General features: G+C 49.6%; 11 protein-coding genes and 1 riboswitch. Of the genes, 3 read left to right on the forward strand and 8 right to left on the reverse strand.

Translation table 11 applies throughout. From position 1 onward, the window contains the following. The 3 genes from J2Y43_RS07500 to J2Y43_RS07510 form a co-directional block, all read right to left on the reverse strand. On the reverse strand, positions 1-231 hold the full coding sequence (locus J2Y43_RS07500; protein WP_309980563.1) for a hypothetical protein: 231 nt from the start codon (positions 229-231) through the stop codon (positions 1-3). Then, a complete protein-coding gene (locus J2Y43_RS07505; protein WP_309980562.1) occupies positions 228-425 on the reverse strand; it encodes a type II toxin-antitoxin system HicA family toxin in 198 nt (65 codons plus the stop codon). The genes J2Y43_RS07500 and J2Y43_RS07505 overlap by 4 nt, the downstream gene beginning before the upstream one ends. A gap of 109 nt (positions 426-534) precedes the next feature. Further along, positions 535-1,101: a DUF255 domain-containing protein gene (locus J2Y43_RS07510; RefSeq protein ID WP_309980561.1), complete on the reverse strand. Its 567-nt coding sequence runs from the start codon at positions 1,099-1,101 to the stop codon at positions 535-537. A 100-nt stretch (positions 1,102-1,201) separates the two neighbouring features. Here J2Y43_RS07510 and J2Y43_RS07515 point away from each other — a divergent pair, with 100 nt between their 5' ends. Further along, the gene (locus J2Y43_RS07515; protein ID WP_309980560.1) at positions 1,202-1,564 is read left to right on the forward strand and encodes a glyoxalase superfamily protein; all 363 of its coding nucleotides are present in this window, start codon (positions 1,202-1,204) and stop codon (positions 1,562-1,564) included. Here the strand turns inward: J2Y43_RS07515 and J2Y43_RS07520 are convergent. Beyond that, positions 1,561-2,481 (reverse strand): DMT family transporter, encoded by a 921-nt coding sequence (locus tag J2Y43_RS07520; protein ID WP_309980559.1) that lies wholly within the window; start codon positions 2,479-2,481, stop codon positions 1,561-1,563. The genes J2Y43_RS07515 and J2Y43_RS07520 overlap by 4 nt on opposite strands. Before the next feature lie 64 nt (positions 2,482-2,545). Next, a riboswitch (cobalamin riboswitch) is annotated at positions 2,546-2,747 on the forward strand. Here J2Y43_RS07520 and J2Y43_RS07525 point away from each other — a divergent pair. Together J2Y43_RS07525 and J2Y43_RS07530 are read left to right on the forward strand one after the other, a co-directional pair. Next, positions 2,737-4,719: a TonB-dependent receptor domain-containing protein gene (locus J2Y43_RS07525; RefSeq protein ID WP_309980558.1), complete on the forward strand. Its 1,983-nt coding sequence runs from the start codon at positions 2,737-2,739 to the stop codon at positions 4,717-4,719. It overlaps the preceding riboswitch by 11 nt. Positions 4,720-4,729: 10 nt before the next feature. After that, complete coding sequence (locus J2Y43_RS07530; RefSeq protein WP_309980557.1) at positions 4,730-5,806, forward strand: DUF5074 domain-containing protein; 1,077 nt, start codon at positions 4,730-4,732, stop codon at positions 5,804-5,806. A gap of 57 nt (positions 5,807-5,863) precedes the next feature. Here the strand turns inward: J2Y43_RS07530 and J2Y43_RS07535 are convergent, their stop codons facing one another. From J2Y43_RS07535 to J2Y43_RS07550, 4 genes are all read right to left on the reverse strand, one after another. Further along, positions 5,864-6,604 carry a hypothetical protein gene (locus J2Y43_RS07535; RefSeq protein ID WP_309980556.1) on the reverse strand — a complete coding sequence of 247 codons (741 nt, stop codon included), beginning with the start codon at positions 6,602-6,604 and terminating at the stop codon, positions 5,864-5,866. 68 nt (positions 6,605-6,672) lie between these two features. Beyond that, positions 6,673-8,010 carry a DEAD/DEAH box helicase gene (locus J2Y43_RS07540; protein ID WP_309980555.1) on the reverse strand — a complete coding sequence of 446 codons (1,338 nt, stop codon included), beginning with the start codon at positions 8,008-8,010 and terminating at the stop codon, positions 6,673-6,675. A 37-nt stretch (positions 8,011-8,047) separates the two neighbouring features. Continuing rightward, entirely contained in the window at positions 8,048-9,043 is a 996-nt protein-coding gene (gene fbp, locus J2Y43_RS07545) for a class 1 fructose-bisphosphatase (protein WP_309980554.1), read from the reverse strand. Between the two features lie 265 nt (positions 9,044-9,308). Further along, positions 9,309-11,951 (reverse strand): valine--tRNA ligase, encoded by a 2,643-nt coding sequence (locus J2Y43_RS07550; protein ID WP_309980553.1) that lies wholly within the window; start codon positions 11,949-11,951, stop codon positions 9,309-9,311. Positions 11,952-11,995: the final 44 nt, after the last annotated feature.

Here is an 11,995-nt window from a genome sequence, read left to right on the forward strand (position 1 = left end):
TTAATGAAGCAAAGTCTCAGGTTTTTCGATAGGCAACCTTAGTTCAATCTCATCTATGCTATAAGTGAAACCATCCTCGGAGAAAGTCAGATTGACCACTTCGAGGATGTTTTGTTTTAATTCATCCATATTATCGCCCTGCGTGCCAATGAATTTGTCGTCAATGTCAGCAATGGCGCTAAAACCGTCCTCTTCTTTGATGACTTCCAGAACTATTTTTGGCTTTTTCATCTCTTATTTGTCTTTATATCTGCCTTCTTAAACAACGCTGTCAACAATCCCTTCTTCACTTCTTTCGAGCCATGATTAGGAACAGACACCTGTCCCTTTTTAGTGGGATGCCTCATTATGACATGACTGCCTTCTTGCCTTACTGCAAACCAACCATCACTCTTTAATAGCCTTAAGAGTTCACTGCACTTCATATCAGGAGTTTACAGGTTAATGCAAAAAGTGATCTGACACTCAGTCAAACTACATTTTGCCAGCTGAATACTTTATGACAGGAAGTTGAGTGGTTTGCTAGTTTAAATCCTACTTCGCAGGATACAAAGTGCCGTACGTCTTCGCTTTATAGCTTTCGAAGTCTTGCTTTTTGTGGTAATCCTCACCGAAAAAAGCAATGATCTGATGAAACTCTTTGGCTTTCAGATAACCTGGCAGCGGCTGGATCATGTTAAATTTATCGTCCAGGAATACCGTAGTGGGATAGCTTGGCTGATTGTTGGTCAATGCCAATGCGATTTCATGGATGCCGCGCCCACCCTGTTCAAGATATTTGAACTGCTTGTCGCCCAACTTGATCATTCCTTTCTGCTCTGCATCGAGCTTTACGGCATAATATTTCTTGTTGATATACTCGGTAACGGCTTTGTCCTTGAACGTCTCACGATCCATTACCTTGCACCATCCGCACCAGTCGGTGTAGACGTCAATCAGGATTTTGCGGGGCTCTTTCTGAATTTTGGCGTATGCTTCTTCAATGGTCAGCCATTGAATACCTTCGGCAGCCGCGCGCTTCTTACCGGTATCAGTCTTGAACCCGGCGAGCAATACCAGCATTGCGGGAAATATTATCAGTGATGACAGGAGTCGTTTCATGGTAATTTTTTAGATTTCTTCTCTTAAACAAATCTCATGCACAAATCATCGCGTGGAGTCTAGAATGAAGCGTCCGGTCTAAGCCTTAAAACACAATAACATGGAAGCCAGCAAAGTCATCCCAATTTTACGCATTTTTGACGAAACCAAAGCACGGGAATTTTACATCGGCTGGCTTGGCTTCACGGTCGATTGGGAACACCGCTTTTCCGACGATGCACCACTTTACATGCAAGTTTCACGTGGTGGCGTCACACTTCACCTTTCAGAACATCACGGCGATTGCACACCCGGCGCCAAAATCTTCATCGAATGCACTGGCGTGCAGGATTTTCACCGCGAGCTGAATGAAAAACAATACAAATACAACCACCCTGGGCTAGAAGAGGAGCCGTGGAATGCCATTTCAGTAACGGTAATCGACCCGTTCATGAACCGCCTCGCATTCAATGAGCGGCTTTAAGCTTTTTTAGTTTTGGCCAAAGACACCAGAATACCGCCCGTGATGATCAGCAGCATGCCCGTTAGCATCGAAAGCGTGGGAATAGCCTCTCCCATCAAAAAGCCGATCAATACCGAAAAAAGGATATTGGAATAACCCACCGCTGCGACACGCCCCGCTTTATCGTAGGTAAATGATTGCGTGAGCATTTTTTGGCCTAAAAGCGCGGTAAGGCCTAATGCGAGAAAGCCCAACCATTGCCAGGCATTCTCCGGCCATTTGAATGTACCTATCAGAAAATCCAAATGCTCCATGGGGTAATACGTACCGACCAGCATCGACAGAATAGGCATTACAATCCCGCTAAGCATAAATGAAAGGATGATCGCGCGCGTGTCGTACACGACGCCGAGTTGACGGATCGACAGGTAAGAAATGGCCGTCAGCAGCGCATTACCCAAGCCTAATGCATTATCTCGCAGCGACGACGACAAATCGGGACGAAAAACGAACAAAATGCCGGTAAAACCGACGAATATGGCCATCCACTCCTTCCCATTCAGCGTTTCGCCGATGAGCAGCCAGGAGAAAAGCGCCAGAAAAATAGGGTAGGTATATTGGTAGGTAGAGGCCCGGCCGAGCCCAAGCGTCTGGATCGCATAAAAAAGCATGTAGAGCGACAACGTACCTACAACTCCTCTGAAAACAAGCAGTCCCAACTTTCCGCCTTCCTGCCTCAGCGGCCGTTGCCAGATGCTGCTGATGATAAAAACCACCCCAACGATATTTCTGAAAAAAACCAGCTGTACGATATGAAATTCCCTCCCCAGCCATTTCGAGATCGCGGATGTGAGCGAGAAAAAAAATGCGGCGCCCAGCATGAGGTAAATGCCTTTCAGGGAGGATGCGGTCGGGAAATTTTCAGTAGAAGCGGCCAAAAGCAATCAGAATTTGCCGCAAAGATAGCGGTTATCGCAGACAACGAAAAGTCGGGGGAAATACCTACCTTTGCACCCGCTTGGTGCCATAAGCTGCTTCTAGTCAGCGATTAGGCTTAATAGGGAATTCCGCTAGTACCGGAAGCTGTCCCCGCAACTGTAAGTCTGCCAACACGTGCCCGATTCTTCATGCCACTGTCCTGCGACGGGAAGGCTCCGGGTGCGAAAGACGAGCCAGGAGACCTGCCAGAGCATTTGATCGGATCGTTTTCGGAGGAAAAACAGAAGATCACCGCCAATCATTTGCGATTTAGAGTGTTTACCGACCGGAGATTTGTGGGTTACTGGATGTTATGGGCAAGTTTTGCACTGGCGTTGCCGGTTTATGCACAAAAAGACTCCATTGCCCTCGACCCCGTCATTGTGAAGGGATTTGTCCCACAAAAATTCATGAGCGGCCTGAAAATCCAGCGCATCGACTCCGCTTCGCTCGCGCAAGTACGCTATCAGAATATTGGCGACATTTTGTCCGCATATACCCCTATTGCATTTAAAAATTACGGACCTGGTCAGCTCAGCACCGCGTCGTTCCGGGGCACCTCCGCCAACCATACCGCCGTTTTGTGGAACGGGCTCAATATCAATGCGCCCACGCTTGGACAAACGGACTTCTCTACCATTCCAGTAGCAGGTTTCGACCAGCTTTCGGTTCAGTATGGCTCCTCGGCCAGCATTGTGGGCTCCGATGCCGTCGGCGGGAGCATTTTGCTTGACAGCCGTGCATCGGTCACGCCGCTTTACGTGTCTGACGGCAGACAACGAGAAAGCTTCCACAACCATCAGAGCAGAACGGATATCCGATATGCGTTCCCGCTAAACAACGCGTGGGCATTCTCCGGCAAAACGGCACTTTACTATGGCAGGATGAACAACGACTACCCGAAGCCAACCCGGAACACGTATGCACTCCTGCCTACCGAAACTTTTCAAAAGGGCATTGTACAGGACCTGTTCCTACGCTCACAAAACGACCAGGAAATTTCCGCGCACGTTTGGCTCACCGACAATAAACTGACGCTGACGCCCGACGATGTACAAGGCCGTGAAATGACCCGTACCACCGCCTATCGCACGATGGTCCGCTACCAGGTACGCACGCTCACGCTACGCACAGCCTGGGTACGCGACATCATCGATTATGCCAAAGGCGACCTCTCCCACCCCGACCATTCGGTAACTGACAAGTTCGCTTCAAGGATTGAAAAGGACTTTACGCTAAGTCTGGGAGGTAAGGCCAATCCGGTCTCCGTCAAAACCGGGGGAGAATGGACACATTATCGCTCGCGCGTGCCCGGGTATGCGCTCGCCCCCGTGCACGAGAACCGCACGGACTTTTTCCTTCTGACCCGCTGGCAGCCGACAGCCCGGCTCACTGCTTCTGTGAACCTCCGGCAAGGGCTCGTTACGGGTTTCAATCCACCGTTCACACCATCTGTTGGTCTGGAATATGGTTTAATTCAAAAGGCGCTTTACAATCTTACACTGAAAGGCTCCTATGGCCGCAGCTACCGGGTGCCCACTTTGAACGAACGTTACTGGAAAGACCTCGGTAACCCGGATATCCGTCCGGAAACGGGTTGGAACAAGGAAATCGGCCTTGAACAGACTTTTAAAGCAGCATTAGGCGGCACATTACGGACCTCCGCAACCTTTTATCACAACCGCATTAAAGACTGGACTTACTGGAATCCTTCCAGAAACTACCGGGTCGAAAATCTGCAACAGGTGCTTGCCAGGGGAATTGAATTGCAACTGGGTTATCAGCGCCAAACCGGCCCCTGGAGAACAGGACTGGATGCGGGTTATGCGTTCAACAAAAGCAGCCAGGAGAAAGCCTATGACAATTACTCACAGGATATTGTAGGCAAACAATTGGTGTTTGTACCTGAACATACGGCTAATGCAAACGCATTCGTGCAGTTCAAATACACGAAGCTTACCGGGCAGTTACAGGCAGCGAGCAAGCGCTATACAACCTTCGATAATTCACAGTTTCTGGACGGTTATGGCCTGGTGAACCTGCTGGCCGAAACAACCTTTGCATTTTACAAATTCAAGCTGGTTTTGCAGGGGCAAGTCCGCAATGTTACCGACACGTTTTATTTAAATGTCCGAAATAATGCGATGCCGGGAAGAAGTTTTGCAGTAAGTTTAACCTTTAGTTACGATTCTCAATAAATCAATGAAAATGAAAAGACAGTTAGCCAGTTCATTAGCAGTAGTTTTCTCTACCCTCGCGGTATGGTCCTGTAACCAAAGCGACCCGGCTCCGAAGGGCGATTATGTGAGCGGTGTTTTTGTAATGAATGAGGGTAATTTCTCCCAGAATAACGGTGCTATTTCCTACTTCGCGCGGGAAAACAATACGGCAACCGCCGATGTTTTCGCGGTGGCAAACGGAACGGCGTTGAAGGGCGGCGTGCAGGATTACACAGCTTCCGAAGAACAGGGTATTATTCTTGTCGATAATATGTCTGCCGGTCAGGACAAAGTCCAGTTCGTACAACGGTACACTTTCAAGGACGAAGGTACCATTGGTGCGCCGGATATAGAGAATCCCCGCGAAGTCGTGATCGCAGGCCGGAAAGCTTATGTTTCGTGCTGGGGAACGGACGTCGGCAAATATTCGACCGGCTATATCGCGGTTATTGACCTGACCACTAAAAAGGTTACCAAAAAAATCAACATCGCCGATGGTCCCGAAAACCTGGCCTATGCCAATGGAAAGCTCTATGTAGGAACTACGCAATGGGGTGCCGGAAACAAACTGGCGATTATCAATACAGCCTCCGATGAGGCGACATCGCCTATTGCGACATCAGGCGCTGCCAATCCGGTTGGTGTTGATGCCAACGGAAAACTGTGGGTGAATGCCGGCGATAAAATGCTACGCATTAATACAGAAACCAATGTTACCGAAGCAACGCTAACGATTGCGACGGGCGGTACCAAAACACCCGGCAATTTTACATTCAGCAATGACCTGAAATCCATTTTCTTCGTGCTTTCGGGGTATGACAACGCAGGTAAAGAGCAAGGAGGGACCTACAAATTCTCGATTACCGATACGCAGATCGCCATGGTAACCCCATTGATCCCCCGCCCATTCTACGGACTTGCGGTTGATCCGTCACAAGGACTGCTTTACGCAGGCGTGAGCCCGTCCTATACACAGGCAGGCTACGCGGTTCGTTACCGCGCCGATGGAAGTCTGGTCGATTCTGTCAAAGTAGGCATCGCACCAGCAGGCTTCTTCTTTCAATAGTAAAACAAAAAAAGTCTCCCGCTTGGGAGACTTTTTTTGTTTTGGAATGATACCACTTCATTTGAAAAACCCTTGCGGATCGGGCATCTTCGCTTTTAGAAGTTCTACAAAGTCGAGGTTCAATTGGGTGAAGTCCAGCGTTCGGCCCTTGTGCAAATGCTCCCACGACTTGTCGAGTTCATTTAGATTGTAGTGCAGCAATGCCAGATTATACTGGCCCAGCGCGTAAGTAGAATCAATGGAAACCGCGTGTTTCAGTAACGCAGACGCCTCGTCCAACTCCTCTTTCCGGCTGGTAATCGCGTACAGTTTAAGTTCAACTGTCGACAGATCCACCAGCAACGGTACATTGTCGCCTTGCAGGCTTACGCCTTTGCTCAGCATTCTTTTGGCATCCACCCAGTTTTCGCGCTGGTACGATACAACCCCGAGCCCCCAGTAGGCTTCCACATTCTTGTCGTTCAACAGTTGGGCGAGATTGAACCGGTAGCAGGCCGTGTCCAGAGAACCTTCCTGCAAATATTCCCAGGCGCGGGTCGCAAAAAAACTGCTGGCCTCTGTGCGGCTGGAAAATGATTTGTCACATTCACTCAGGAATTTGATCTCTTCATCAATCTGCTCCGATGTCTTACTCACTTCTCCGAAGAGCGGGATAATACGCCTTTCCTTTAAATCAAGGGGCTTTTTGGGGGCTACGTTTGTATCTGTGCTTGGACCCGCGCTTGCCAGATGCGTGTTTTGAGCAAAACTCAGCACAGGGATCAACAGGGCAAGCCAAATTACAACAGACTCTTTCATAATTGACTTTAATAGAAGAACAGGTTTCTATTGTCCAAGTTAAACGGTTTTATTGGAATTGTATTGCATTACCGGCGTTTACTTCTTCCACCCGCAGCCCTACGCCCCCTACTGGTATTCCCCGAACCCTTCTTAGCCGGTGGGTAACTGTGTTTTTTCTCATGAAACGCTCCCTTGAATGTCGGATCTTCCTTACGCCGCTGGTTATCAATCTCGCGGAGCATATCCTGCCGCTCCTGGAAGGGCGTCTCGGCAATGTAAACATCGTCCGGGAACTCCGCCCTCGGAATTTCCATCCGGATCATTGCCTCTATTTTGCGAATATGGTACTCATCGGCAATGGTCATAAACGTGATCGCATTACCCACCGTATTAGCGCGCCCGGTTCGCCCGATCCGGTGCACATAATCCTCATAAATCAAGGGCACGTCGAAGTTAACCACGTGGCTCACTTCCGTGATATCGATCCCTCGCGCCACGACGTCCGTTGCAACCATCACCCTGATATTTCCTTCCCTGAACGCCTCCATCGCATTGATCCGCGTATTCTGGCCCTTATTTGCATGGATTACGCGAAGTTCCGCCTCAGGTACTACTCTGCCCAGCAAATTCTGATGCACTAAGCCCGCCACCTCACGGCTGCGCGTGAACACGAGTACGCGTGTGAAGGCCTCCTTGTCTTCCAATAAATAGGATAGCAGATTGATCTTCGTGCGGAAATTCGGCACTTCGTAGAGCGCCTGCGTTACCATCTCCGCGGCGGTAGCCTGCGGAGTAACTTCGATCCGGGTAGGGAATTCGAGAAACTCGTAGGAAAGGTTTTCGACCTTGCCGGAAAATGTCGCGGAAAAAAGCATGTTCTGCCTTTTGCGCGGGATGATTTCCAGCAGCTTGCGGATTTGCGGCATGAAGCCCATATCCATCATCTTATCGGCCTCATCGAGCACCATTACATTCAAATGCTTCACGACAATCTCCTCCTGGAAATACAAATCCATGAACCGTCCCGGTGTGGCTACGATGATATCGACGCCCTTGCGAATAGCCTCTATCTGTGTTTTAGGCCCCACACCACCGTAAAGCACCACGGTACGGATGTCGGTGTACTTGCTGAGCTGTGCGATGGCTTCGGAGATTTGCATTGCAAGCTCGCGCGTAGGAGCCAAAATCAATGCCCGGGGATGCTGTCCCTGGGCATATTTGATGCGCATTAGCAATGGTAATGTATAAGCGGCGGTCTTGCCGGTGCCTGTCTGGGCGATGCCCAGTATATCCTGTCCTGCGAGCGCCACGGGTATGGCCTGCTCCTGAATGGGTGTTGGTTCGGTGTAACCTGCTTCTTCAATCGCGTTGAGCAATTGACGGTTGAGCTTAAACTGCTCGAATGAGTTTTGCGTAGTCTGCATTCCGCAAAGTTACGAAAACTAAAACGGTAGCCGGTTATCAGCCCTTCACAACGTCGTCGACGAGTCCTGCCGAGCCGATGTAAAGCGGCGAACGCTGGTGAAACGACTGCGGTACAATATCAAGGATGTTGCCAAATCCATCACTTGCCTTCCCGCCCGATTTTTCGGCGATGAATGCGAGCGGGTAGCATTCGTAAAGCAGCCTCAGCTTGCCTTTGGGATCTTTTTTGGTGGATGGATATAGGTAAATGCCGCCTTTGAGCATATTCCGGTGGAAATCACCGACGAGCGAACCGATGTACCGGGCGCTGAAATTTCTCGACTTGCATTGGGCAATATACTGCTGCACAAACGGCGGGTAACTATGATAATGCCCCTCGTTGACGGAGTAGATCGAACCGTCGGCAGGTGTACCAATATTTTTGTGTGATAAAATAAATTCGCCCAGCGACTGGTCAAACGTAAAGCCATTCACGCCGTCCCCTGTCGAATACACCAGCATGGTCGACGAACCGTACAAAATATACCCTGCCGCAACCTGCTTCCGGCCGCCTTGCAGGAAATCTTCCATCGAAGCCGGACCATTGATAGGTGTTACCCTTCTGTAAATAGAAAAGATTGATCCGATGGAAACATTCACATCGATATTGGAAGAACCATCGAGCGGGTCCATCGCTACTACGTACTTACCGTGGTTGTTGCCGGTATGGATAATGTCCTCTTCTTCCTCGGAAAGGATGGCGCAAACCTCTCCCCCATTCTTCAGTGCGCGGATGAAACGTATGTTGGCGACGATATCGAGTTTCTGTTGGTCTTCACCCTGCACATTTTCAGTCCCGTTGCCACCTGCAATATCGATCAGCCCCGCACGGTTGATTTCCCGGTTGATAATCTTCCCTGCGAGCGCGATGTCGCGTAGCAGCTGCGACAATTCGCCCGTCGCGTATGGGAATGCGCTTTGGCTGTGCATGATAAACCGGTCGAGCGTGACACCCACCGGCACCACCAGATCCTGTACTGTTTTCGTCGCCATAGTCAATTGAATTACATGAGATTGGCGGGAAATTTACGCCCGGTTTTTTCCTATTTCCAAACAGTTTGAACTAATAAAATTTTTTAAAAATTAATATAATTTTATCTCCATTAATTCATTGATTAATCCTAAGGGTGAGCCATTTACGTGGTCGTCGCGTTGCACTTTTTAAATGTCATGCGGACATTAAACGGTATTCTTGCACAACAAAAAAGCACAAGGCGCTATTGCCCTGTGCTTTACAAAAGAGTTGTATTTCTGACGCTTATTTGAGTCTTGCCAGCGCTTCGGTCAAAGTCACGATCTTCGCTTCGGCATCGGCTTGCTTCGCCCTTTCCTTTTCAACGATGTCGCCTTTTGCATTGGCCACAAAGCGCTCGTTCGAAAGCTTTTTCATCACCGAGTCCAGGAAGCCTTTGGTGTATTCCAATTCGCGTTGCAAATTCTCGCGTTCAGCTTCCACATCCAGCTCGTCGGCCAGGTTCACAAAGAACTCATCCGACTTCACACGGAACGACGTCCCTTCCGCTTCTCCCGATACGTAGCTGATGCCTTCCACATTCGCCAGCTTTTCGATGAGCGGCGTCAATGCATTGTAGCGCTCGTTTGAATCCGTACGAATCGCCAACGGTAATGCTGTTTTAGGACTGATACCTTTCGAATTCCGCAGGTTACGGATCGATGAAACGAGTTCAAACAATATATCAAAGTCGTTCAGCAGTGCCTGATCGAATTCACCGGCCTGCGGGAAATGCGCGACACAAATGGATTCCTTCTCCCCTCTTTCAATGATGTTCTGCCAGATTTCCTCCGAAATAAAAGGCATGAACGGGTGCAATAAACGCATCAGGCGATCGAAGAAGTCGAGCGTCGAATCGTAAGTCGAGAGATCGATCGGCTGTTCGAAGCCCGGCTTGATCATTTCGAGGTATTGTGCACAGAAATCGTCCCAGATCAGCTTATAGATCGAGCCCAATGCATCCGAAATGCGGAATTTCGAGAAGTGGTCCTGCACTTCGGCCAAAGTCTGGTTCAATTTACTTTCAAACCATTGAACGGCCAGCTTTGAACCTTCCGGAACAGGAAGCTCGCTATCCACAGTCCAGCCTTTTACCAACCGGAATGCGTTCCAGATTTTATTACCAAAATTCCGACCTTGCTCGATCAGCTTCTCGTCATAAGGCAAGTCGTTGCCCGCCTGCGAGCTGAAAAGCATACCGGTACGAATGCTATCCGCGCCATATTTATCGATCAGGTCGATCGGATCGGGTGAGTTACCCAGCGATTTCGACATTTTGCGACCCTGCTTGTCGCGAACGATACCCGTCAGGTACACATTCTTGAACGGATACTGGCCGCGGTATTCATAACCCGCAATGATCATCCGCGCCACCCAGAAGAAAAGAATTTCCGGTGCAGTTACGAGGTCATTGGTTGGGTAATAGTAATTCACTTCCTCATTCTCCGGCTCTTTAATACCATTGAAAACGGATATCGGCCAAAGCCACGACGAGAACCATGTATCGAGCACATCCTCATCCTGCTTGATATCCTCCTCAGTCAATGCAAAAAGCTGCAACTCATGCTGTGCCTTGCGCAATGCCTCCCGCTTCGACTTCGCGACGATCATGGTGCCGTCGTTCAAATAATAAGCCGGGATGCGATGGCCCCACCAGAGCTGACGGCTGATATTCCAGTCGCGTACATTCTCCATCCAGTGGCGGTACGTATTTTTGAATTTCGCGGGAATCAGCTGCACTGTGTCATTCATCACATTCTCGAATGCGGGCTTGCTGATTTTCTCCATTTTCAAAAACCACTGCTCCGAAAGCCTGGGCTCGATCACCGAATCTGTCCGCTCCGAATGCCCTACGTTTGAGCGATATTCCTCCACTTTCACGAGGTTACCCGACTCTTCGAGCAATTTGATGATCTTCTTGCGGGCAATGAAACGGTCTTCACCTACCAGGATCTGCGCCTTTTCATTCAGCGTACCGTCTTCATTCAAAAGATCGATAATGGGCAGGTTATGCCGTTTTCCAAGTTCATAGTCATTCGTATCGTGCGCCGGCGTCACTTTCAGACAGCCAGTTCCGAATTCCATCTCCACATAATCATCCGCGATAATCGGAATAGCCCGGTTGATCAACGGAATCAGCACTTTTTTACCAATCAAATGCTGGTAACGCTCATCCGCAGGGTTCACACAAATCGCCACGTCAGCCATAATAGTCTCCGGCCGCGTAGTAGCGATAGTAACCCCTTCCTCCATGCTCCCTTCTCCATCCTCCCCAACAAGAGGATACCGCAGATATACCAGCTTCTGATTCACCTCTTTCATGATCACCTCCTCGTCGGACACGGTCGTGCGCGCCTGAGGGTCCCAGTTCACCATGCGGTGGCCACGGTAGATTTCTCCTTTGTTATAGAGGTCAATAAAGACGTCGATCACTGAATCGTACAAATCCGGCTCCATCGTGAAGCGCGTACGGTCCCAGTCGCAGGAAGCGCCGAGTTTGCGAAGCTGTTTCAGGATAATGCCGCCGTATTTGTGCGTCCATTCCCAGCAATATTCGAGGAATTCGTCACGGGTAAGGTCACGCTTGTTAATGCCGCGCTCTTTGAGCATCGCCACCACTTTGGCCTCGGTAGCAATGGAAGCGTGGTCGGTACCAGGTACCCAGCAAGCCTCTTTGCCTTCCATCCGCGCCTTGCGGACCAGGATATCCTGGATGGTATTATTGAGCATATGCCCCATGTGCAGCACGCCTGTGACGTTCGGCGGCGGGATCACGATGGTGTAGGGTTCTTTGTCAGGATTGGGTTTCGACTGAAAGAACTTGTTCTCGATCCAGTAGGAGTACCATTTATCCTCTATCTCCTGAGGGGCATAAGTTTTGGAAATCATTGCGTGTTCAGAAATTTACCGTAACTGTCGGTTAGTCATCTTAA

The organism is Dyadobacter sp. BE31, assembly GCF_031457695.1.
Taxonomy (GTDB): domain Bacteria; phylum Bacteroidota; class Bacteroidia; order Cytophagales; family Spirosomataceae; genus Dyadobacter.